The 24,432-nt window shown below is 44.5% G+C and carries 19 protein-coding genes; 15 read left to right on the forward strand and 4 right to left on the reverse strand.

All coding sequences use genetic code 11. From position 1 onward, the window contains the following. Positions 1-420: 420 nt before the first annotated feature. Complete coding sequence (gene dapE / locus ACXAGK_RS07990) at positions 421-1,596, forward strand: succinyl-diaminopimelate desuccinylase (protein ID WP_474855470.1); 1,176 nt, start codon at positions 421-423, stop codon at positions 1,594-1,596. Positions 1,597-1,700: 104 nt separating this feature from the next. On the opposite strand, the gene olsF is transcribed toward dapE, so the two are convergent. From olsF to ACXAGK_RS08005, 3 genes are all read right to left on the reverse strand, one after another. Further along, entirely contained in the window at positions 1,701-3,419 is a 1,719-nt protein-coding gene (gene olsF / locus ACXAGK_RS07995; protein WP_474855472.1) for a bifunctional ornithine lipid synthase OlsF, read from the reverse strand. A gap of 194 nt (positions 3,420-3,613) precedes the next feature. Then, positions 3,614-4,411: a UDP-2,3-diacylglucosamine diphosphatase gene (locus tag ACXAGK_RS08000; RefSeq protein ID WP_474855474.1), complete on the reverse strand. Its 798-nt coding sequence runs from the start codon at positions 4,409-4,411 to the stop codon at positions 3,614-3,616. Between the two features lie 104 nt (positions 4,412-4,515). Then, positions 4,516-5,421 carry a LysR family transcriptional regulator gene (locus tag ACXAGK_RS08005; protein ID WP_474855476.1) on the reverse strand — a complete coding sequence of 302 codons (906 nt, stop codon included), beginning with the start codon at positions 5,419-5,421 and terminating at the stop codon, positions 4,516-4,518. Positions 5,422-5,525: 104 nt separating this feature from the next. Between ACXAGK_RS08005 and ACXAGK_RS08010 the strand changes: the two genes are divergently transcribed. The 4 genes from ACXAGK_RS08010 (at position 5,526) to ACXAGK_RS08025 (ending at position 9,319) form a co-directional block, all read left to right on the forward strand. Next, positions 5,526-6,419, forward strand: a complete 894-nt coding sequence (locus tag ACXAGK_RS08010; RefSeq protein WP_474855478.1) for a bile acid:sodium symporter family protein — start codon at positions 5,526-5,528, stop codon at positions 6,417-6,419. A 20-nt stretch (positions 6,420-6,439) separates the two neighbouring features. After that, positions 6,440-7,270 carry an SDR family oxidoreductase gene (locus ACXAGK_RS08015; protein ID WP_474855608.1) on the forward strand — a complete coding sequence of 277 codons (831 nt, stop codon included), beginning with the start codon at positions 6,440-6,442 and terminating at the stop codon, positions 7,268-7,270. A gap of 169 nt (positions 7,271-7,439) precedes the next feature. Next, positions 7,440-8,567, forward strand: a complete 1,128-nt coding sequence (locus tag ACXAGK_RS08020; protein ID WP_474855480.1) for a phosphotransferase family protein — start codon at positions 7,440-7,442, stop codon at positions 8,565-8,567. Further along, entirely contained in the window at positions 8,567-9,319 is a 753-nt protein-coding gene (locus ACXAGK_RS08025) for an SDR family oxidoreductase (protein ID WP_239257843.1), read from the forward strand. Before ACXAGK_RS08020 ends, ACXAGK_RS08025 begins: the two co-directional genes overlap by 1 nt. A 177-nt stretch (positions 9,320-9,496) precedes the next feature. Here the strand turns inward: ACXAGK_RS08025 and rpsT are convergent, their stop codons facing one another. Then, positions 9,497-9,760: a 30S ribosomal protein S20 gene (rpsT, locus tag ACXAGK_RS08030; protein ID WP_014950134.1), complete on the reverse strand. Its 264-nt coding sequence runs from the start codon at positions 9,758-9,760 to the stop codon at positions 9,497-9,499. Between the two features lie 437 nt (positions 9,761-10,197). Between rpsT and murJ the strand changes: the two genes are divergently transcribed. The 10 genes from murJ (at position 10,198) to ACXAGK_RS08080 (ending at position 24,431) form a co-directional block, all read left to right on the forward strand. Beyond that, entirely contained in the window at positions 10,198-11,757 is a 1,560-nt protein-coding gene (gene murJ, locus ACXAGK_RS08035) for a murein biosynthesis integral membrane protein MurJ (RefSeq protein ID WP_474855482.1), read from the forward strand. 117 nt (positions 11,758-11,874) lie between these two features. Beyond that, positions 11,875-12,795, forward strand: a complete 921-nt coding sequence (gene ribF / locus ACXAGK_RS08040) for a bifunctional riboflavin kinase/FAD synthetase (protein ID WP_474855484.1) — start codon at positions 11,875-11,877, stop codon at positions 12,793-12,795. A 269-nt stretch (positions 12,796-13,064) separates the two neighbouring features. Then, complete coding sequence (ileS, locus tag ACXAGK_RS08045) at positions 13,065-15,884, forward strand: isoleucine--tRNA ligase (RefSeq protein WP_474855486.1); 2,820 nt, start codon at positions 13,065-13,067, stop codon at positions 15,882-15,884. Further along, positions 15,877-16,425: a signal peptidase II gene (gene lspA / locus ACXAGK_RS08050; protein ID WP_474805768.1), complete on the forward strand. Its 549-nt coding sequence runs from the start codon at positions 15,877-15,879 to the stop codon at positions 16,423-16,425. Before ileS ends, lspA begins: the two co-directional genes overlap by 8 nt. Before the next feature lie 14 nt (positions 16,426-16,439). Further along, the gene (gene fkpB / locus ACXAGK_RS08055) at positions 16,440-16,907 is read left to right on the forward strand and encodes an FKBP-type peptidyl-prolyl cis-trans isomerase (protein ID WP_474805770.1); all 468 of its coding nucleotides are present in this window, start codon (positions 16,440-16,442) and stop codon (positions 16,905-16,907) included. A 2-nt stretch (positions 16,908-16,909) separates the two neighbouring features. After that, complete coding sequence (gene ispH / locus ACXAGK_RS08060) at positions 16,910-17,854, forward strand: 4-hydroxy-3-methylbut-2-enyl diphosphate reductase (protein ID WP_474855488.1); 945 nt, start codon at positions 16,910-16,912, stop codon at positions 17,852-17,854. A 436-nt stretch (positions 17,855-18,290) separates the two neighbouring features. Next, positions 18,291-18,941, forward strand: a complete 651-nt coding sequence (gene pilV, locus ACXAGK_RS08065) for a type IV pilus modification protein PilV (protein ID WP_474805774.1) — start codon at positions 18,291-18,293, stop codon at positions 18,939-18,941. Beyond that, positions 18,938-19,795 (forward strand): PilW family protein, encoded by an 858-nt coding sequence (locus ACXAGK_RS08070; protein ID WP_474855490.1) that lies wholly within the window; start codon positions 18,938-18,940, stop codon positions 19,793-19,795. Before pilV ends, ACXAGK_RS08070 begins: the two co-directional genes overlap by 4 nt. Then, the gene (locus ACXAGK_RS08075) at positions 19,792-20,355 is read left to right on the forward strand and encodes a PilX N-terminal domain-containing pilus assembly protein (RefSeq protein ID WP_474855492.1); all 564 of its coding nucleotides are present in this window, start codon (positions 19,792-19,794) and stop codon (positions 20,353-20,355) included. The genes ACXAGK_RS08070 and ACXAGK_RS08075 overlap by 4 nt, the downstream gene beginning before the upstream one ends. Before the next feature lie 8 nt (positions 20,356-20,363). Continuing rightward, the gene (locus ACXAGK_RS08080; RefSeq protein ID WP_474855494.1) at positions 20,364-24,431 is read left to right on the forward strand and encodes a PilC/PilY family type IV pilus protein; all 4,068 of its coding nucleotides are present in this window, start codon (positions 20,364-20,366) and stop codon (positions 24,429-24,431) included. The last annotated feature ends 1 nt before the right edge of the window (position 24,432 follow it).

The raw sequence follows: 24,432 nt of genomic DNA on the forward strand, positions 1-24,432 counted from the left end.
TAGACTTTATGGCAAAAAAGAGCTAATTCGTTAAAAACAGCATGAGTGTATAAAACGCGGCAATAACTCCGGATAGCACGAATATGTAAAGAAACCCCTGCTTGCCTTGTTCAAGAGTATATTTATTGGCTTGCAAATAACCAAACCAAAGTAATGACAAGATAAGGGGTATTAAAACAATTATTTTTAACACAGTACTGCCTTCTTATAAGTTGTGGCCTATTTATAACAATGTGTGGAGCTATAGACAAATATTAGGGAGGCCGGTCGAAACTTCCATACGCCTGCAGTATTCTTATTTGCGGCCATTCACGCCAAAAAAGCCTTGGCTTTGTTGTCATGACTTTGTCGCAAATCTGTTATTAGCGTGTCACTTTAAATTTGTGTAATAGACCCATGTTTCTAAATTGGGGTACATGAATGTCAATTCAGCCTTTACCTTCTTTAGCGCCGGCGCGCAGTATTCACTTTGCCGAAGTTTTAATGGCTAGAGAGTCTATCACTCCAATAGATGCGGGTTGTCAAAGCTACCTAATCTATAAGCTTGAAAAGCTTGGTTTTTCATGTGAAAAGCATAAGATTAATGGGGTCAAGAACCTCATCGCCAGATGGGGGCAAGGGCCTGTTCACTTAGCATTTAGCGGCCATACAGATGTCGTGCCTCCTGGCCCTCTCGATAAGTGGAAATCTCCCCCTTTCAGCCCGGTTATAAGTAAAAATAAACTATACGGACGCGGTGCTGCCGACATGAAAACGGGCATTGCAGCTATGCTAGCAGCGACTGAGCGAACTATTGCCTCTTTAGATCCTGATAAAATATCTTATTGGTGGCTAATCACCAGTGATGAAGAGGGGGAGGCGGAGTGGGGCTCTAAATGGATAGCTGAATATTTAGCATCTAAAAATGTACAGCTCGATATGTGCCTAGTGGGCGAACCTTCGGCATCTTCTAAAACTGGCGATACGATAAAGATTGGTCGCAGAGGCTCACTTTCAGGCACTATCCATATTGCAGGAAAGCAAGGCCATGTGGCATACCCAAAGACAGCAGTGAATGCTATTCACAAAGCGAGTAGAGTGGTTAATGCACTAACTCAATATCCTTTTGATACAGGAAGCGATGACTTTCCTGGCACCACGCTTCAAGTAACACATATGGATACAGGAAGCTTCACCGATAACATAGTGCCTAGTGCTGTTCGTATAGAGTTTAACGTAAGATACTCGTGGCAGTTTGATCAAGAGCGCTTATCTGCTTTGCTACGCAATATCATCAATACCGTTGATGTAGAAGCCGAAGTCAGCTTTTCAAGGCCCTGTGAAGCATACTTAAGCAAGCCTAATAGTAATGCAGAGTGTTGCCTAATAGCTTGCGTTGAGAAAGCCATTAAAGCCGCCACAGGTCGTTATCCTGTAGTTAGTACGTCCGGCGGCACGTCAGATGGGCGCTTCTTCTCAAGCGAGCACACACAGGTTGTCGAAGTCGGTGTGCCCAACACCACTATCCATCAGGTAAACGAACACATTCACTTATCGGATTTACTTACACTTGAAGATATCTATACGGATATCCTTAAAAATATTGGCGGTCGATAATTACATTTGATATTTCTAGTAAAAATGAAAAGGGAGCGTCAATTAGGCGCTCCCTTTTTAGCTTTTGCGTAGGCTTTATAAAAGACGTGTTCTTTCCTAAAACATTAGGCAGTGGCTTTAAGCTGAATGTCAGTTAAATAGCGTTTGCGTTTCTTCTCGGTAAGGCTTTGCATATCAACCACTACCAAGCCATCAATACAGTCGTTAAAATCTGGGTCGACATTGAATCCAAGGAACGCCACACCACCGTCTTTGGACAGTTCAGAGTATTGCTTATAAAGCGTAGGCACGTTAACGCCCATATTAGCCAATAAATCCTTTAGCTCGGTAAATTCGGCTTTGTAATCGTTACCTTTGAATTGATGTAGCGCATCGTTAGCCATTTGATAAGGGCGTTTACAGGTCGCTTCACCAAACTTTGCAGGAAAATACGTGGAGTAAAATTGTACCAATAGGTCTTTAGCTGGTTCTGGATAGGCATTACTAAGTGACACTGCACCAAATAGATAACGATATTTGGGATAACGACTTAAAAATGCACCAATACCAAACCACAAGTAATCTAAACTGCGTTTGCCCCAGTAGCGAGGCTGAACAAAGCTTCGCCCTAGTTCTAGGCCTTCCTTAAAAAGTTTGTCGTTGTTTTTGCCATAATTAAATAAAGTGGCAGAATAAAGTCCCGTAGGGTGATTGGGCGCTGTCAAAAGTTCTGCATCGCCAAAGCGATAGGCGCCTACAATTTCCAAGTCGCTGTCGTCCCATAGCACAAGGTGATAATAGTAAGAGTCGTATTGATCAATATCTCTACGTTTATTGGTGCCTTCTCCCACGGCGCGAAATGCGACTTCTCGCAAGCGGCCTATCTCACGCATAATTGGCGAGCAGCTTTTGTGCTGATACAGGTAGATAGACTTTCCATCACCCGTTTCTCCGAGATGCTCACATTCTCGAATTGCGCGGGCGAGCTCTTTTCTGTCTTCGGGCATAGCAATAGACGCCTGCGTTTCAAATACGCCTTTCTTGTTGCTGCCAATGCGATATAGGTGGCGCTTAAACAGCTTTACCTGCTCTTTTAGCGGAATATTGGTTTGCTGGTAAGCTTCAAAAGGAATAAGTTCGCCAATGCGCATAGGTAAATGCTTTTTGCGCTGTTTGAACATTTCTTTAACCAGCAGTGCGGTGGCGAGTGGTTTGTATACCATAGACACGCTGTAAAAAAGGGGGCTATTTTTAGCGTCAATGTAAACCGGCAATATCGGCGCTTTAGCTTGCTTTGCAATACGCAAAAAGCCAGTGTGCCATCGCGTGTCGCGAACACCTTGCGGGCGTAATCGAGAGACTTCACCGGCAGGAAAAATCAATATAGCACCGTCGCTTTTGAGGTGTTTTTGGATAGCCGATAAATGCTGCTTCGGTGTACCACCCTGCATATTATTTACTGGTAGCAACATATCGTGAAGAGGTTCAATAGCCATGAGCATTTCATTGGCCACTACTTTTAAGTCGTGCCGCACTTCACTAACTAGTTTAATTAGCGCAAGGGCATCGAGAGAGCCAATAGGGTGGTTTGCGATAATTACCACTTTGCCTTCGCTTGGAATACGTTCTTTTTCGACATCACGGGTGGAGTAGCTGATATTGAAGTACTCCAACACTTGCTCGACAAAATCAATGTCTTCATAGTGCGGATAGGTTTCACCAAATTCGGTAATTTCGCGTTCGTGAAGAAGGTGTCTTAATACGAAAGACAGCGATTTAAACAGAATAGGATTGTTCGCTACTTGAGGATAATGCTTGTTCAGTACGTCGTTTACAGTAAACATAGAACCTGTTTCTCTTTCGGTTTTGGCGAACAATAGCAGGACAATATGACGCTTTTTACACACTTTGATGGCAGTTATTTGACAGTGTTAAAAAGATGTTATGAGTGCTGGCTCGACAAGTTAGTTACGCGTAGATGCGTGCAGTAAAAGCATTAGAGGGGGCTATAAGTGGCCCCCTTTAAAAGATGCGGTAACTACGCAGCTTTTGAACGAGAGGTTTTGGTTGCGATTGATGTTACCGTAGCTGATTCTAGTGAATCGAGATAATGAATAAGAGATAAATTACCATTCATGTCTTCAGCGAGAGCGCTACAGTTTTCTATCCAGTCACCATCATTAATGTAGTGTATGCCGTTTTCAAAACTACTTTCAGGGTGATGAATATGACCACACACTACACCATCTAGCCCCATATCGTCGGCACGCTTGCAGCATGCTTCGCGATATCGAGCAATGGCTTCATTTGCTCCTTTAATATGCTTTTTAATGTAGCCCGCTAGTGACCAGTATTCCCGCTTGCGCCACGCGCGCAAACGGTTGAATTCGCGATTTAGAAAAAGCAAGAGGTCATAACCTTTATCGCCAATCCAAGCATGGAATTTGCCCATGGTCACATCGCCATCGAACTGATCGCCATGTAAAACCAGGTAACGTTTTCCCTGTGCCGTGGTGTGCACCAGCTCACGCTCTATTTCAATATCGCCAAAGGCCATACCAGAGTAAGATTGAATAGGCTCATCATGGTTGCCGGGTAAGTACACTACACGTGTACCTTCCTGACTCATTTGCATGAATTTGTGCATGACTTGATTGTGCGCCTTTGGCCAGCGAAATTGTTTGGTCATTTGCCACATATCAACAATGTCGCCTACCAAATACAAGGTGTCTACCGTGATGCTGTCCAGAAAGGAAAGTAAGTATTCAGCTTTGCAGTCGCGATTTCCCAAATGGATATCTGAAAGCCAAAGCGTACGATAATGTGTCTTTTTCATAGCGGTTTCCCAAAGCGATGCCTTGGACCGTCACTATAGGTCTGCAAATTGACACTACCGTGACGCTTGCTTGACCATTGTGTTACAGAAACGCAAGCGCTTCTTTATAGCCCCAACTTATTCGCCACTTCTAAAAGCTTCTCCCGCATCCAAATATTTACTAAATCTTCATCCGCATTTTTGTGCCAGTACATGTGCACGGGAAGAGGAGGTACTTCAAACGGAAGTGGCAAAGTCTCGATATAACATTTGTCGCTAAACTGATGTGCAAAGCGTGCTGGCATAGTAAGCAGAAGGTCACACTGACTCACTACATTAAGAGCGGCAAAGTAGTGCTCACATTGTAGGGATATTTTTCGATGCAAATTGTGTTGAGCAAGGGCGAGATCAACGGTGTCTAGTTTAGAATCTTTTAAAGACACGAGCGCATGCTGTGCAACTGAGTAGTTTTCAATACTGGGGTTGTCTAGGTAGCTATTTGTTGGTGCACATACCACAACGAAGGTTTCCTCGCAGATAAACTGAGAACGTATCTCACTGCTGGTAGGAACGAGGGCATCAATGACAATATCGACCTCTTTGTTAGTAAGTGCCGGGGCAAGTTCGGGCCAGGTTACTTGCCTGCTATTTACCGTGATATTAGGCGTGTTTTGAACAAGTTCAGGAATTAACGTTGGAAAAAATATAGATTCTAAAATATCACGCATTCCAAGGTTAACTGTGCGTGGTTTATCACCTATGTCAAAGTCCACTTTGCCTTTTAAGGTATTTTCAAGGGTTTCAATTGATGTCACGACCGACGTAATGATGCCTTGGCAGAATGGGGTAGGAATAACTTGTCGCCCATGGCGCGTAAACAATGGGTCATCAAATTTTTCTCGTAGCCTACTGAGCGCATGACTTACCGCAGGCTGAGTAATATGTAGTGCATTGGCGGCTTTCGTAATACTGCCGTGCTCATAGACTGCACGTAGCACTACGAACAAATTAAAATCTATTTTTCCATGCATATTATTTATGGGTTTCCATAATAAGGCATCATTTTTATTTATTGTTAAACAGGGTACACTGGCTCAAATGTTAATAAAAGGTTTCTTTTGTAAGGGGCGTGTGCATGCAGGCATCTGTACTTACCGAGGTGTTGTTACCTCTAGCGTTGGCATTTGTGATGTTTGGCATGGGGCTAACCCTGACCCTTGCTGACTTTGCCCGATTGATTAAAGCGCCTAAAGCGGTCATAACAGGCTTTATCGGTCAAATTATCTTGTTGCCTTTGCTAGCTTTAAGTTTATGTATTGCGTTTAGTGTGCCTGACTATATTGCTGTTGGCGTAATGGTTTTGGCAGCATGCCCTGGCGGTACTACCAGTAATTTAATCAGCCATATCGCAAAAGCCAACCTAGCCCTTTCAGTTAGCCTAACCGCAATTTCAACCATTGCTTGCGTGTTCACCACGCCATTTATTATCCAATTTGCGATTGATTACTTTGTAAAAGAAAACGCGCCAGAATTTTCTATTATCCAAACCGTTATAGGGCTCGTCGGCGTGTCGATTCTACCGGTCGTTATTGGCATGACAATTCGTCGATTTTATCTGGTGTTTGCCAAGAAAACAGAGAACTTTTTTCGGCAGTTTTCGATGTATTTCATGTTGCTCATGATTGTCGGCGTTCTGGTTTCTGAAAGAAATAATTTAGCCGCGTCCTTTGAAAGCGCGTTTTTGATATGTTTAACGTTAAATTTATTATCGGTATTGTTAGGCCTCGGGCTTGCTAAGCTTTCAAACCTAGCATTTAAAGACTCGCTTACGCTTGCTATTGAAATAGGCGTACAAAACGCGGCTCTTGCCATGCTCATATGCATTACTTTTTTACAAGCGCCTGACTATGCCATCGCTCCCGGCGTTTACGGTATAGCCATGTACATCGGTCCTGCATTATTAGCTCTGTGGGCAAAACGAAATGCAAAAATAGCTGTAAAAACAACGCCAAAAATACTCGTGAAATAATAATAAATAGGAAACACATGATGCGTTTATTGATTACCGGTGGTGCTACCGGCTTAGGCCAGGCCATTGCCCTAAAATGGGCGGAAAAATGGGTGAACAAAGATAAAGATATAAATATTTGTGTTGCCGATATTAACCAAGAAAGGGGCGTTGAAACGGTAGATATGCTTTGTGCACAAGGTGCAAATGCGTTTTATGTTCACTGCGATATAACCTCTGACAATGATGTTGAAGCCCTAGCGCAAACTATCGAAACTCGCTGGGGAGGCGTTGATTATGTGTTCAATAACGCTGGGGTCGCTACGGGGGGGAGTCTTTTAGACGAAACTATCGATCAGTGGCAGTGGGTATTCGATATTAACGTGTTAGGCATGGTAAGAGTAAGTCGTGCGCTATTACCGTTAATGCGAAAGCAAGGCAATGGTTACTTTATCAATGTTGCCTCGCAAGCAGGGCTCACACCTATTCCTTATATGGGAAGCTACAACGCAGTTAAAGCCGCAGTCGTGTCGTTTTCTGAAACTATGAAGTTGGAACTAGCACCAGACAATATAAACGTTAGTGTGGTATGCCCTAGTTTCTTTAAAACGAATTTAGATGAATCGATGCGAAGTAGCAATCCAGCTTCGCATAAGATGATCAATAAGTTTTTCGCTAAGGCAGATATGACTAAAGAAGAGGTGGCAGAGTCAATATATCAACAAGTGAGTCAAGGGAAGTTTCTTATTCTCACTCACAAGTTAGGCAAACGTGCGTTCTTATTGAAAAAGTTGTTACCCACGCAGCGCTATATAAGCAATATGCTCAATCAAACTAAAACGATGAAACGAGCGATGGAAAAGAGCAATTAAAGAATAAAAACAGGCTTTTTGTTAGCGTCTTATTGCCAGAAACCTTATTGCCACTCGCTAGTATGAGTTAGGTGATGAGCTGCGAAAGACAAAATTTGTTTCGAATAAATGCTTACCAATGACCAGTTTTAAATAAGCGTTTAGCACAAGAGTAAAAGAAGAACAATATATGCAACAACAGGTAGTAGATAAAGCGGATAGCGTGCGAGCAGGAGAAGAGCTAGACGTCGGCGCTGTACACAATTGGCTTAAGGAAAATATTAGTGCCTCGAATCCATTGTCAGCCGCTATACAAAGTAGCGATAGTTTACCTAAGGTAACCCAGTATTCCGGTGGCGCGTCTAATTGGACGTATTGCTTGGACTATCAAAGCAGCGATCAAAACCAGGGCGAGCAAACGTCATTAATTTTGCGTAGGGCACCAGCAGGTACAAAAGCCAAAGGGGCCCACGATATGGGGCGGGAGTATCGATTGCAGCACGCGCTAAAGCCTGTGTACCGGTATGTGCCAGAAATGCTTGGGCTTTGTGAAGATGAAAGCGTATTAGGCACTGAGTTCTACGTAATGGAAAAATTTACTGGTGTAATCCCCCGAAAAAACTTACCCAGAGGTTTAGAGACAACAGAGCAGCAAACCAAGCAGCTTTGCACTAATGTACTTGATAGTTTAATTGAACTTCATAAAGTTGATTATAAAAAAGCGGGGCTTGAGCACTTAGGTAAAGGTGCTGGCTATATAGAACGCCAAATAAGCGGGTGGAGCGAACGCTATAGTAAAGCAAAAACCTGGAATGTCCCCTCGGGTAAAAAAATAATGCGCTGGCTAGAAAACCACATGCCTGCTAATGAACGCATTTGTATTACCCACAATGACTTCCGATTCGACAACGTGGTGTTAAAGCCAGATAACTATACGCAAATTATTGGTGTGTTGGACTGGGAACTGGCGACCTTGGGCGACCCGCTTATGGACTTGGGTAATACCTTGGCGTATTGGGTGCAAGCTGATGATGACTTTTTAGCGCAATCAACGCGCCGCCAGCCAACTCACTTACGGGGAATGCTAACTCGCAAACAAGTTGTGGCGTATTACTGCAAAGAAATGGAGATAGATGTAGAAGATTTTGCTTTTTATGAAGTTTACGGACTTTTCCGTTTAGCCGGTATTGCCCAGCAAATCTACTATCGCTATCACCACAAGCAAACCAATAATCCAGCTTTTAAAAACTTTTGGATCTTCATTCATTACTTAATGTGGCGCTGTAATAAGGCCATTAAAGCATCAGGAAAACGATAATGACAACAAGACGCAATATTCTGATCACGGGCGCGAGTTCCGGCTTAGGCAAGGGAATGGCGATTGAGTTTGCCAAACAAGGATGTAACTTAGCGCTATGCGCAAGGCGCTTTGAGAACTTAGAAAAACTGAAAGAAGAATTACTTTCAATTAACCCAAACATTGACGTGTACATTCGCTCGCTTGATGTAAATGATCACGATGCGGTTTTTGAAGTGTTCGACGCATTCAAAGCTGACATGGGAACACTCGATAGAGTCATCGTGAATGCAGGGATGGGGAAGGGCGCGTCAATTGGCACAGGGTATTTCCACGCTAACAAGCAAACGGCGGTGACTAACTTTGTGTCGGCGCTAGCACAATGTGAAGCGGCTATGGCTATCTTTAGGGCGCAAAATAGTGGTCATTTAGTAACGATTTCATCTATAAGTGCTGTGCGCGGGTTTAGACGTGCTATGACCGTTTACGCAGCTACGAAGGCAGGTCTAACGTCTATGACTGAGGGCATTCGAATGGATGTAATGAATACGCCGATTAATGTCACCTGCATTCATCCTGGTTTCATTCGAAGTGAAATAAATGAAAAAGTTGAGAAGGTACCATTTATTGTTGATACCGATGTGGGCTGTCGCGCTATGGTCAATGCAATTAATAAAGAGAAGGCGAACGCTTTTGTGCCAAGCTGGCCTTGGGCAATTCTTCACTGGATCATGCGTATCGCGCCGGCTAGCTCAATAAGGAAGATGAGCTGATAGCGTATAAAGTGTGAACACAGCGCAAAGACTTTTTATCTAGTGAGAGAGCTCGCCTAATGGTGGGCTTTATGCTTGTAAGTTTAATGCTTATTCGGAAATGATAAATAAACGTCGATTTGATTACAGATACAAAAAAAGCGCCGAAGGGCGCTTTTTTACTACTAATCGTAAAGATTAACCTAGTGCTTTAATTTGTGCAGCTAGACGGCTCTTATGACGAGCAGCTTTGTTCTTGTGAATCAAGCCTTTAGTAGCCATTCTGTCAAGTACTGGAGTAGCAGCAGTAAGTGCAGCTTGTGCCGCTTCTTTGTCACCGCTTGCAATTGCAGCGATAACTTTCTTGATGCTTGTACGAGTCATTGAACGACGGCTAGCGTTGTGCTGACGACGCTTTTCGGCTTGGATTGCACGCTTCTTAGCAGACTTAATGTTAGCCAAGGTGTAACTCCCAAAATAAATTCATGTCAAAAACGAGGGTGCGGATTGTGCCTACCAAACGCCCAAATGTCAAACGATTTAAAACTTAAATCGTTCCGCGTTAAAACGCGCAAGCTATTGAACACAAAGTATGCTCAACACGTTGCACATTCTCTGCGAAATTTTTTGAAAGATATCTGTAACGGAATTCTTTCAGGACATTTAAGCGATAGACATGCATAAACAACAGCACCCCATATCGGGCGCGGATTATAGCAAGAAAGTCCATAAAGGTGCACAACTATTTTGAATAAATCGTTTCGTAGACCATAGGCTTTCGCTATTATGGCTCGCTCGCAACCTATTGTTGCCTCTTTACTTGGAGCGGACGCCTTTAATCACTCTTAAAAAAGCGTTTGCTGTTCAGCCTATTCTTTATCTCTTATTGGAAGTGTGACGTGTCACGGAAGTTAATAAAATCTGGTCTTATCGTCAGTATTATGACCTTGGTCTCGCGAGTATTAGGCCTAGTACGTGATGTTGTTGTTGCCAAGCTTATGGGCGATGGGGCAGCCGCAGACGTATTTTTCTTTGCCAACAAAATTCCCAATTTTTTACGTCGTCTATTCGCTGAAGGCGCTTTTGCGCAAGCGTTTATTCCGGTGTTAACCGAGGTTCACGAAAACGACGATAAAAAGCAGTTACGAGAATTTGTTGCAAAAATTAGCGGTACGTTGGGCGCTATCGTGTTTGTGGTTTCAATTATTGGTGTTATTGCATCACCTGTTTTGGCAGCCCTGTTTGGTACCGGTTGGTTTATGGCATGGCTGGAAGGCGATGAAGCCGGCGACAAATTTGTGCTTGCCTCGACCATGTTGAAAATTACCTTTCCCTATTTAGCATTTATCTCTTTGACTGGCTTGGCAGGGGCGATACTCAATACGCTCAATAAATTTGCGGTTGCCGCTTTTACCCCCGTTTTGCTTAATGTATGCATTATCGCATGTGCAATATACTTAGCACCTACGCTGGAGCAACCCGCTTACGCCCTCGCGTGGGGCGTGTTTATCGGCGGTATTGTGCAGTTCTTGTTTCAGCTACCGTTTCTGTTCAAGGCTGGGCTTTTGGTAAAGCCAAAGTGGGGCTGGCACGACGAAAATGTGGTTAAAGTACGTACCTTGATGATCCCCGCATTGTTCGGTGTGTCAGTAGGTCAGATTAACTTGCTGTTTGATACCTTTATCGCCAGCTTTTTAGTGACCGGTTCAATAAGCTGGTTGTACTATTCTGACAGGCTGCTTGAATTTCCCCTAGGGTTGTTTGGTATCGCCATCGCAACGGTAATTCTACCTACCTTGTCTAGAAATCACGTAAGTAACAACCCCAAAGCGTTTGCTGCCAACATTGATTGGGCGTTTCGTATGGTGTGTTTATTGGGTATTCCCGCAGCTGTGGGGCTCGGCGTAATGGCAAGACCTATTTTAACTGTTATCTTCCAACGCGGAGCCTTTACTGCTGAAACGGCTATTATGGCCTCTTATTCGCTTACTGCGTACTCGTTTGGCTTGCTTAGCTTTATGCTGGTTAAAATTCTTGCGCCAGGTTTTTACTCTCGCCAAGACACCAAAACGCCGGTGAAATTTGGCATCTGGTGTATGGTCGCTAATATGGTGTTTAACGTGGTCCTAGCTATACCTTTTGGTTATGTAGGATTAGCTATTGCAACTAGCATGTCTGCGACGCTCAACGCCGCTTTGCTCTACATAACGCTGCACCGTCAAGGAGTGTTTGCCCTTAGCCGTACATCGGTTCTGTTTATAGCGCGGGTGGTAATTGCAAGTGCAGCTATGGGCGGGCTTATTTATTATCGCGATCAAGGCTTAGCTTTCTTTGATTTATCGCTTTCCTCCCAAATGTTAGAAGTAGGAATAACCATTTTGCTGTCGGTCATACTGTTCATTACCACCATGGTTGTATTGGGCATGCGCCCTAGGCATTTCAGAAGCGGTGGCGAGTAAATTTTAAAGGTAGTGAAAGGACGCTGAGCGGGAATGTGCACGCGCTTGGTATTGTGCTCGTGGTCGGCTATAATCGCGAGCTTTGAATTTCTAGCAGTTAAAAGGTAGTGGCTAACAGTGGAATTTATCCGCGGGCTAAACAATGTAAAACCTCATCACAAAGGGTGTGTGCTCACTATCGGTAAGTTCGATGGTGTACACCGTGGTCATCAAGCTGTGCTAGCTAATGTGCTTGAAAAAGCGAAATCGCTATCACTTCCTGCCACCGTGATGGTGTTTGAACCGCAGCCTGAAGAAGTTTTTATGCCTGAAAAGGCGCCAGCGCGTATTAGTCCTCTTCGTGAAAAGTACGAATTGCTGCGTCAACAAGGTGTCGACAGACTGCTTGCTGTGCGCTTTAACGCTGAGTTTGCAAAACAAAGTGCCGACACGTTTGTCCACGATTTATTGGTGGACAAACTGGGTGTTAAATTTCTAGTGGTTGGTGACGACTTCCGTTTTGGCAATGGTCGTAAAGGGGATTTCGAAATGCTTGAGGCGGCAGGTCGCCAATACGGTTTCGAAGTAGTAAGCACCCACAGTTTTACCATGCATGCCCATCGAATAAGCTCTACCGCGGTGCGAGAAGCGCTGGCTGACAGCGACTTTGGTCTGTCTACCGAAATGCTAGGGCGCCCGTTTGCTATTCACGGCAGGGTGGTTCACGGCGAGAAAAAAGGTCGCACCATTGGTTTCCCCACCGCGAATGTCATGCTAAAACGCCAAAAAACGCCCATTCACGGCGTGTTCGCAGTGCGTGTTGACGTAGATGGAAAACATTATAACGGCGTTGCCAACATTGGCACCCGTCCTACTGTTAACGGGGTAAGAAACCAGCTGGAAGTCCATATTTTTGATTTGTCATCTGACCTATACGGCAAGCCTATTACGGTGTTTCCGATGGAAAAAATAAGAGATGAAATTAAATTTGATTCTTTTGAGGCGTTGAAAGATCAAATCCAAGCAGATGCAGCACAAGCGCGTCTGTTATTAGCATAGTTAAACGTGATAAAGTCACGAAAAGTTTCTGCGCGTATTAGTTTTATTGAGCTCGATTTTTTAAACGTGGATCCTTGTTCGCGAAACGCGTAAGCAAGTCGCTTTGCTAGAACATACAACGTCGGTCTTGCGCTAGTGAGAACGACACACAGTTTTACGTTGAACCTTTTACAATCAGCGTTTTAATTTGAACATCGCAAAATGAATATCGCCTTCACAATGTGTTAGTGCATTGGGTGAAAATTAAGGTAACCGGATAATACAATTTTATGAGTGATTACAAAGCCACACTGAACCTTCCAGAAACTGCGTTCCCAATGCGCGGTAACCTTGCTCAGCGCGAGCCGAAAATGCTTAAAGACTGGCAGGAAAAAGGGGTATACAGCAAAATTCGTGAAGCGAAAAAAGGCAAAAAGCCATTTATTCTTCACGATGGTCCTCCTTATGCGAATGGCGATATTCACATTGGTCACGCGGTTAACAAAATTCTTAAAGACATTATTGTAAAGTCGAAAAACCTTTCTGACTTCGATTCTCCGTACGTTCCTGGGTGGGACTGTCACGGTTTGCCGATTGAATTGATGGTAGAAAAGAAAGTAGGTAAGCCAGGTAAGAAAGTTACTGCGGCTGAATTTCGCCAAAAGTGTCGCGAATATGCACAAAAGCAAATTGACGGCCAAATGGCTGACTTTAAACGTTTAGGTGTATTTGGTGAATGGGATAACCCATACAAAACCATGGACTTCAAATCTGAAGCCGACATCATTCGTGCATTAAGCAAAATTGTTGACTCAGGCCATTTAGAAAAAGGCTTTAAGCCTGTTCACTGGTGTACAGATTGTGGTTCTGCACTTGCTGAGGCAGAAGTTGAATACAAAGACAAAGTATCACCGGCAATCGACGTTAAGTTCCCCGTGGCTGATGTGGCGGCTATTGCAGAAGCGTTTGGCGTGTCTGAAGCTGATTTAACCGCTCACAAAGCGGGTGTTGTTATTTGGACTACCACGCCGTGGACGTTACCTGCCAACCGTGCAATTAGCTTACATCCTGAACTTACTTATGCAATTGTTGAAGTTCAGCCATCAAACGAATGGTTGGTAGTAGCGCAGGACCTGCTTGAAAGCTGTATGAACCGTTACGGCGTAGAAGATTTCCGTGAAGTGGCAACCTGTACCGGTGAAGCACTTGATAAGCTTAAAGTTAATCACCCGTTCTTAGACATTGAAGTACCACTGATTCTAGGCGACCACGTTACTACAGAATCTGGTACTGGCTGTGTACACACCGCACCTGCCCATGGTGTTGACGACTTCAACGTTGGCAAGCAATACGATATCGAAGTTTATAATCCGGTAGGTAACAATGGTGTATACCTTGAAAACACCCCGTTATTTGCAGGCAAGTTTGTATTTAAAGCTAACGATGAAATTATCGAAACGGTAAAGGAGAAGGGCAACCTCGTTTTAAACGTAAAATACGAGCACAGCTACCCGCACTGCTGGCGCCATAAGACGCCAATTATTTTCCGCGCTACGCCTCAGTGGTTTGTAAGCATGGATAAAAAAGGCCTTCGCGCTGAATCACTTGAACAAATTAAGCAAACCAAGTGGATCCCAGACTGGGGTCAAAACCGCATTGAGAAAATGGTTGAAGGTCGTCCAGACTGGTGTATCTCTCGTCAACGTACGTGGGGCGTGCCTATTCCATTGTATGTGCACAAACTTACTGGTGAAATTCATCCTGAGTCTGCAGCATTGATGGAAAAGGTGGCACAAGAAGTTGAAGCTAAAGGCATTCAAGCGTGGTGGGACCTCGATGATGCAGCACTGCTTGGAAGCGAATTAGACAACTACGAAAAAGTGACTGATACCCTAGACGTTTGGTTTGACTCAGGCGTAACGCACTACTTTGTTGTAGACCGTCGCGACGATATTCCGGCCTCTGCCGATTTATACCTTGAAGGTTCCGACCAGCATCGTGGTTGGTTTATGTCTTCGCTTATGTCATCAACAGCCATGCACGGTCACGCACCGTATAAAGAAGTGCTAACCCACGGCTTTACGGTAGATGCCCACGGCAGAAAAATGTCGAAGTCGGTAGGTAATGTTGTGGCACCTCAGGAAGTGACTAACAAATTAGGCGCAGACATCCTTCGTCTATGGGTAGCATCTACTGATTATCGCGGTGAAATTGCTGTATCGGATGAGATTTTAAAGCGTGCTGCCGATGGCTATCGCCGCGTACGTAACACCGCACGTTTCTTGCTTGCTAACCTTAATGGTTTTGAGATTAAAGATGCGGTTGCAGAAGACGATATGGTCGCCCTTGACCGCTGGATTGTTGCTCGTGCTAAGGCACTTCAAGAAGAGCTTATCGAAGCGTATGACAACTACGACTTGCTAGTAGTGTCACAGAAGCTTACGCACTTCTGTTCAATTGAACTGGGCTCATTCTATTTAGACGTGATTAAAGACCGCCAGTACACAGCTAAAGCAGATGGTCTAGCCCGTCGTTCATGCCAAACGGCCATGTATCACATCATTGAAGCCTTGGTTCGCTGGATGGCGCCTATTACTAGCTTTACTGCGCAAGAAATCTGGGAAACCTTACCTGGCGAGCGTAGTGAGTTTGTATTTACTGAAACCTGGTACGAAGGGTTTAATAACTTCACGCAAAGCGATACGTTTAACGATGCTCTATGGCATCAAGTGCTAAGCGTAAAAGACGCGGCAAACCAGGCGATGGAGCAAGCGCGTAAAGATGGCGAACTAGGTGGCTCACTGGAAGCGAGCATTTCGCTTTATGCTACCGAGTCTCTTTACAACGTACTCGCTAAACTAGAAGACGAGCTTCGCTTCGTGCTTATTACGTCGGGCGTTTCGCTAACCAAAGTCGATGAAGCTCCGTCTGACGCGAAAGCCACAGACGTTGAAGGTTTATGGCTAAGCGTTAATAAAGCAAGCGGTGAAAAGTGCGTGCGCTGCTGGCATCACCGTGAAGATGTAGGCTCGCATGAAGGTCACGAAGAGTTATGTGGTCGCTGTGTGACAAACATTGACGGTGATGGAGAAGAGCGCCACTATGCCTAAGCTTTTTCGCGAAACGGGGTTGCGTTTCTTATGGATAAGCGCGATTGCGTTTATCCTCGACCAATGGAGTAAGTACACGGTTATCGACAGTATGTCACTGTATCAGTCTATACAGGTACTGCCGTTTTTTAACTTTACTTACGTACATAATTACGGCGCCGCATTTAGCTTTCTAGAAAATGCAGGTGGTTGGCAGCGTTGGTTCTTCACTGCCATCGCTGTCGTAGTAAGTGTAGTGATTTTGTGGTGGCTGAAGCAGTCACCTCGTTCGCAAAAAATGCTGCCCGTTGCGTTTGCCTTTATTTTAGGTGGTGCATTAGGAAACGTTTACGACCGTTTAGTTCACGGTTATGTCATCGATTTTTTAGACTTTTACGTAAACAATTATCACTGGCCTGCGTTTAATATAGCCGACAGCGCCATATTTATAGGCGCGGCTTTACTCATCATCGACATGTTTAAAAATGGCGATAAAAGAAGTGAAGAAAAAAGCGCTGACGTGCAAGCAAGCGGCACGAAAAGTAGCGAAACCATTAAGTAGTATTCGGAAAGGTTATGACAGATTCTTTAGTAATTGGCGCAGATAGCGAAGTTATTCTTCACTTCGATTTAAAACTTGAAGACGGTTCTGCTGCAGACAGCACTCGTGTAAACAACAAACCTGCAAAAATGGTTATGGGTGACGGAAGCCTAACACCAAATTTTGAAGCGTGTTTACTTGGGCTAGCAAAGGGCGACAAAAAGTCATTCACATTAGGCCCCGAAGATGCGTTTGGCCAGTCAGATCCTAACAATATTCACTATATGGATAGAAGTCGCTTTGGTGCTGACTTACAAGTAGAAGAAGGCATGATTCTAGCATTTTCGCAGCCAGATGGTTCGGAAATTCCGGGTATTATTCGAAGCGCTGCTGGCGATTCAGTAACGGTAGACTTCAATCATCCGTTAGCGGGTCAGACGGTTATTTTTGATGTAGAAATCATCGATGTTAAACCTGGCGCTTCAGCACAAGGTGGAAATTAGTTATGCAAATTCATTTAGCTAACCCTCGCGGCTTCTGTGCGGGCGTAGACAGAGCTATTACCATAGTTGAGCGTGCGCTAGAAATGTTCGAACCGCCAATTTATGTGCGCCACGAAGTGGTACACAACAAGTTCGTTGTAGACGGGCTGCGCGAGCGCGGTGCACTGTTTGTGGATGAGCTGCATGAAGTGCCAGACGACAGTATCGTAATTTTTTCGGCGCACGGTGTGTCGCAAGCGGTAAGAAAAGAAGCAGATAATCGTGGTCTTAAGGTTTTCGACGCAACCTGCCCGCTGGTTACAAAGGTGCATATGGAAGTTACTCGTGCTAGCAAAACGGGCACTGAATGCATCTTGATTGGTCACGCTGGTCACCCTGAAGTGGAGGGTACCATGGGTCAGTACAGCAATGAAGAGGGCGGTATTTATTTAGTTGAATCTGAAGCTGATGTGGCAACGCTTGAAGTTAAAGATCCGACCAACCTTTATTATTGCAGCCAAACTACGTTATCTGTTGATGACACCGCCGATGTAATCGACGCCCTTCGCGCTAAGTACCCCAAAATAAACGGTCCGAGAAAAGACGATATTTGCTATGCAACACAGAATCGCCAAGACGCTGTGCGCGACTTATCACAAGACTGTCAGGTTCTGTTGGTTGTTGGGGCACAGAATAGCTCAAACTCGAACCGTCTTCGTGAATTGGCTGAAAAAATTGGTGCTAAAGCTTATTTGATTGCCGACGCTAATTGCATCCAGGAAGAGTGGCTAGAAGGCGTAGAGCACATTGGCGTTACCGCTGGCGCATCTGCCCCTGAAGTCTTAGTGCAGGGTGTGGTAAACAAGCTCAAAGCGTGGGGCGCGGTTTCAGCTTCTGAGCGTGCTGGGCGCGAAGAGAATGTGGAATTTGCTGTTCCTAAAGAATTGCGAGTCAAGCAAGTCGTTTAAACTTGCTACATTATCAAAGCACAAAAAAACACCGCACTTTGTTGCGGTGTTTTTTTATGCTTTTGTCTACTGGAAATTCAACGACTTGCGGATAGATAATAATACCTTAAATCAAAACGAGGTTAAGCGACTAAAAGAATTTAGCTACTTGTTTATGGTAAAAGGTCAGCAGTAGTTTTGGCGGAAGTGAAGCCTTAAAACTACTGTAGTGTTCCCTCTGCTTGTGAAGGCGGGATTTTTATATACGCTACTGTGAAAGTGTTCGTGCGCCGGTTCCGAAGAAATTAGCGCAACGCTAATCGCCAGTTTGTAACCTTTTAGATAGCTAAAAATTATACGTTTTGATAACCAATGATACCCAGTGTAATGCGCTTTTGTCTTACTATACTAAATTGGTGATAACACCCATTCTTACGTTTCAATTTTGGCAAAAGTGATGAGAGTTAAAAAGGTGGCGAGAAACCCAGTGAAAGGAAGCACAATCTGCACCCAACGCGGTGTAGGTCTTATAGAGATCTTGATTACTCTATTTATTCTAGCGGTAGGGTTACTAGGTGTTGCTGCGCTGCAGTTTACCGGCTCTTTTGCTAATAAAGACGCCATAAGCAGGACGCAAGCGGAAATGGTAGCCGCACAAGTAGCAGAGCGATTACGCGCCGCAGCCCGCCCTGCAACCGTGGGCGACGGCATGGTAGCAAATAACGACTATTTCGCAGATACAACCTATAATTTTTCAGGTTTAAGTTGTGCTAATGGTTCTCAGCCTTACTACAGCTGCTGTTTAACGAGACCTGCAGCTATTCCCAATTGTGAAGGGCAATCTTGCACCGAAACTCAAATGGCCAAATATGACGGCTGGGCATTATCTTGCTCAGCGGTGCAAACCAATCCGCAAACAACAGTATCGGTATCTTGTACTGATAATAATAACGCTGACACTTACAGTTGTAGCCCTGGGTCCCGTGTGGAAATTTTGCTCATGTGGCCCGTCTCATCCTCTGGCAACCAGCAATATAATTTAAATTCGCGCTGCAACGAAGCCGAAGGTGACAGCAATGGATGTGTGTTTAAGGATGTGACGCTATGAAGAGCTATCGTCAACGAGCACAACACGGCTTTTCACTGGTAGAGTTAATGATTACTTTGACGCTGGGCCTGATTATTTCTGGTGCGGTTATTCAGGTTTTGGTCAGTTCAAGTGTTACCAATAAAGTTAATCAAGCGGTAGCCCAAGTTCAAGAGTCTGGGCGCTTTATTATGTCCCGCTTGTCGGCGGAGTTTTACGAAGTAGGTCGTTACGACCAAATTGTCGCCGATGTCGATACGTCTGTTGATATTGTTGCTGAAGCTGCTTATGTCGAAAATCATCCTGTTGCCTTACCCGGTGACTTTTCTACTAAAACCGCATTGGGTAGTGTACAGACAACCAGCGGTGGCAGCGATAAACTCGTTGTGAGTCTTTTGAATCACGAAGATTGTACCGGAAACTCACATGGCTATGCTGGACGCGAATTTCACGTTGTTAATCATTATTTTGTAAGTGGCAGCACACTAAAATGTACCGGTTACGATGGACGCGTTTTACTTGGCATTAAATCGCAATCGGTTGACCCTATTACGGTCACGTTGCTAGATAACGTAGAAAGTTTTCAAGTGCAGTTTGGTGTGTCAGACGTGATCATAAGTTCTAATGGTCAGGCCGTTACTTACGTCACTGCCGATGAGATCGATAATTTAAGGGCGCTGAACCAACAAGTGGTGTCATTACGATGGGCCATTATGCTTAAAAGCTACCAAAATGAAGTGCGGCAAACCCAGGCACAAAAATATGCGCTTTTGAATGAAGCGTCAAAAACAATGACGACCGATCACTATTATCAAGTCTTTTCGAAGACCTTGGCTCTAAGAAATATGAAGAATTTTGTCAGGAGTTCTAAATGAAACAGCAAGGCTTAGTCATGGTATTTGCGCTACTTGTTTTGCTGTCTATTACAGTTTTAGGCGTAAGCGCTGTAACGAGCAGCTTGTCTCAATCAAAAATGGCCGTGTCTATGCAGCAAAGTGGATTAGCGTTCGACGCGGCTGAAGCCGCAATTGCCGGTGTTTTTTTCGAATCCGAAGATGAGGTTTTGCTTACTGACACAGCAAAAACGGATCCACTTTCAGAAGCAAGGCAAGGCACTATTTTTGACCCTGATGCAGATACAATGAGCTGTTTTGATGAAAACCAATGGACTGATAGATACATGACTGAAGGCGGTTTAGCCCCTGGTGATAGGCATATTACAGATGGTACTTATCAAAGCGAGGCTTCTTCAAAAAGCTGGTCGCGTACAGCATTTATTCGTGAACAAGCTTGCAGAGGGTCAAGCAATGTAATTGGTGGAAGTAATGTTAACTGCCACGTATTTATTATCAGAGGCTGCGGAAAAGTTGCGGGTAAGTCCACAGTGGTAGCTAACAGCTTAGCTGCATCCGTTTTTGGCCCGGCTTCACAATAGGTATTATGATGAAAAAAATAACAAATTACCTTGCTTCGATTACGCTGTTTAGCTGTATTGGATTTTCTGCCTTCGGCGATGACCTTGATATTTATTTAGGGAACGCGAGCAGCGCGGTTACCTATAATCCAAATGTACTCTTTATTATGGACTCATCGGGGAGTATGGGGTCTTACGATAACACCAGTCAGACCAGGATGCTCCGTGTACAAAACGCGCTTAAGGACGCGCTACGCTCTGCCACAAATATTAATGCTGGACTCATGCGCTTTTCTGATTATGGCGGGCCAATTCTTTATCCGATACGTAATATTGACGATGCTGTGCGCCCTGAAATTATTGTTTCAACTAACGACGATAACCATGATGCCCATGAAATAAATGGTAGTGTGACGACAGATAGCAACGACTTGATATTAAGTAGTGGCACCCAAACGGTAACTTCTGGTCTGCGCTTTACCGATTTAAACATACCGCAAGGGGCCACCATTGTTAGTGCTAACATTCGCCTTACCTCTGAAAGGTTTAATATTGCAGGCACATCTCTTGTCATTTCAGCAGAAGCATCTGCATCCAGTACCGAGTTTTCTTCAAGCAGCAACAATCTTAGCGACCGAACCAAGACAGCCGCTAATGTCGAATGGTTGACTAATAATAGCTTTCCCGCCTCAGGCGAGGTTATTACCACACCGGATATTAGTGCAGTAATACAAGAAGTTGTGGACTTGTCTGCTTGGTGTGGCGGAAAAGACCTAAATATCCTGATCGAAGGCTCAAGTTCGGATAACGCTAGCGGTCGAGAAGTAAGAGCAAGTGATGTAGGGCAAAGCGGAGCCCCGCAATTAGTCGTGTCATACGATGACTCTACGGCGACGGGATGTGTGCAAGGTGAGGGTATTTATCAGGTTGGCAACTCGAAAGATAACTCTGAAGAAGCGACAAATGGCTACCCGAACACAGGGAGCGAACTCACATTTCATCCTTCGTATAACGACTACATAGGGGTAAGGTTTAGAAACGTAAATATTCCACAAGGCGCTGAAATAGCAGAGGCGTACCTTGAGTTTACCGCCTACAGTACTGTAACTTATGGCAACCCTAGTATGCGTATACGCGGTGTCGCCGACGATGATGCGTCAGACTTTCATCCAAACCAACGCTATCGCTTGCGAAATCTGCCAAAAACCTCAGGTATTACTTGGTCGATGCCTGACTTCTATAATAACTATAGTTACAGAACACCTGACATAAGCAGTATTGTTAAGCAAATCGTCGACCGTTCAGGGTGGGAATCAGGCAATGATATGGCGTTTGTGATGGACGATTTTGTGTCGTACCGTGGAGCGCACACCTATAACTCACCGTCTAAAGCGCCAAAGCTTATAGTTAAATTTAACGGTGCAGCCACGCCTGGCGCTACAGCATCTGTACGTGAGCACTTAGTCAGTAAAATAGATGAATTGAGCGCCAATGGTTTTACACCCATTGTAGATACGCTCTTAGAGGCGACAAACTACTATGGCGGCCGAAGTGTAGATTATGGCCGTAAACGTGGTGAGAATGGTGTTAGCAACTCCGTTAGAAAAAGCACTAGGGTAAGCCATCGTAGCTCTTATATTGGTGAAGACTCTATACTACCTTATGGGTGTACAGAAGATAATCTATCTGACAGCGATTGTGTTACAGAGCAAATTCCTACTCCTGCAACCTACATTTCGCCAGTGTCCGACTTACAGTGTCAAACCAACAACCATATAGTATTGCTTTCTGACGGTGAAGCGAATAACAACCATAGTGTTTCTAAAATTCAGACCCTATTAGGTCAAAGCTGCACCGGTAGTGGCGGCGAAAAGTGTGGCCTTGACTTGGTTAAAAACATCAGCGATGCCTCTACCTCTGTAATTGGGCCTAGAGTCATTACCCATACCATTGGGTTTGCAGCGAACAATACTGCTAATAACTTCCTCAACCAACTTGCGCTGCAAAGTGGTGGTGGTTTCTATCAAGCGGACAACAGCACTGATTTACTCGAAGCATTCAATACCATATTACGCTCTGTAAAAGATGTGAATGCTACGTTTGTTTCCCCCGGTGTTGCAGTGAACCAGTTAAACCGTCTTACGCATAGAGATGAGCTTTATTTCGCACTGTTTAAGCCTAGTGAAGGCGCAATTTGGCCTGGTAACTTGAAGCGCTACAGATTGAGTGGCGACGAAATTCTCGATAAGAACAGCCATAGTGCCGTAGATAGCGAAACCGGGTTCTTCGCTGAGAATTCTCATAGCTATTGGTCAACACTCGCTGACGGCAGTGAGGTGAGCGAAGGTGGCGCCGCAAGTCGTATGGGGTCAAACCGCAACATTTATGTGTTTGACGGAACGGGTTCTATTGTGGATGAGGACAATGCACTTCATGAAGATAACTCTTCTATTACGACTGAAGATCTCGCTATCCAAAATGAGACCGACGCTGAAGACCTAAGAGAGGCTATTCTAAAATGGGCTCGAGGTGTTGATGTAAAAGACAGCAATGGTAATGGCAGTACGAGTGATTACAGAACCCAAATGGGTGACCCCATTCATTCACAGCCTATTATTGTGAATTACGGTACTAATGATTCAGCCATTTTTGTCGCGACTAACCAAGGGATGCTTCATTCATTTGATACAGAAACTGGCGAAGAAAACTTTGCCATCATGCCGAAAGAGCTGTTACAAAATCTACATCACTTCTACAAAGATACCCCTTCGTTGAACCACGAGTATGGGCTAGATGGCGATATGGTTCTGCGAACCGTGGATAACAAAATGTATCTTTATGTTGGCATGCGTAGAGGTGGCCGTAACTATTATGTTTTTGATGTGACAGCGAAAAACTCGCCTAAGCTTAAGTATCAACTCACTGGCGGTGAAGGTGATTTAACTAAGTTGGGCCAAACGTGGTCAAGGCCAACCATTACGAAAGTAAATATGGGTGGTGAAGTTAAAAACGTGATGATTGTTGGGGGCGGTTATGACGACGCTCAAGATGATCGTTCGATAAGAGCTAACGATGTAGTTGGTAATGCCGTTTACATGTTTGATGCTGATACTGGAAGCTTGCTTTGGCACGCCAGTAATGAAGATTCTGATCTTGATCTAAGTAATATGACTTACAGTATTCCGGGGCGCATTTCCGTTATCGATAGGGATAATGATGGTGAAGCCGACCACATGTATGTTGCTGATACAGGAGGCCAACTATTTCGTCTGGACATCTATAATGGAGAGACTGGCTCTAATTTTATAAAAGGTGCACGTATTGCAGATTTCGGTGGCGATACCGAAGAAACCAATCGCCGTTTTTACTATGGGCCGGATGTAACAGAAATCGCTTTAGGTGATGAATTATACTATGCCGTAGCGCTGGGTAGCGGGTGGCGTGCATCTCCACTTGATACCGTAGTGGAAGACAACTTCTACATGCTTAAAGATAGCGGTGTGTTCAAACGTGATGAAAACGGCAAATACACGTACATGACTACAGTGACCGAAAATAAAATGTACAACGCTACCAGTCACGCGCTAAATAGCAGTGATGAAAACGAACGTGTGCTGGCGACAGCAGAGTTCGCCAATAAAGATGGCTGGTATTTGAACTTAACGACGAATGGAGAGAAAGTGCTGTCTTCTCCGCTTATCATTGACTACAAAGTATTCTTTACCACCTATGTTCCGGCCGTAAGCAGTACCAGCGCTTGCGCACCGCCTACCGGAAACAGTCGTGCGTACCTTGTTAGTATGTTCAATGGCAATGCTGTCACAGATGTGAATAATGATGGTGATGTGAATGGTGATGATCGTGTTGCTGAGTTAAAGCAAACGGGTATTGCACCTGAAACCAAAATACTTATTGAAGATATCGTTAGCCCGGTTGTATGTTTAGGTACTGAGTGTGTGTCTGCGGTGATTGAGGTCGATGAGGATGGTAATGACGAAGCTTGCAACAGTGCTTTTGAGTGCTTAGCTGAAAACATTTACGGGCGATTCGAACGTATTCAGCGAGGAAGCTGGCACTCAGAAACAGAAAGGGAGTAAC

The organism is Alteromonas sp. ABM1_013 (assembly GCF_056160505.1).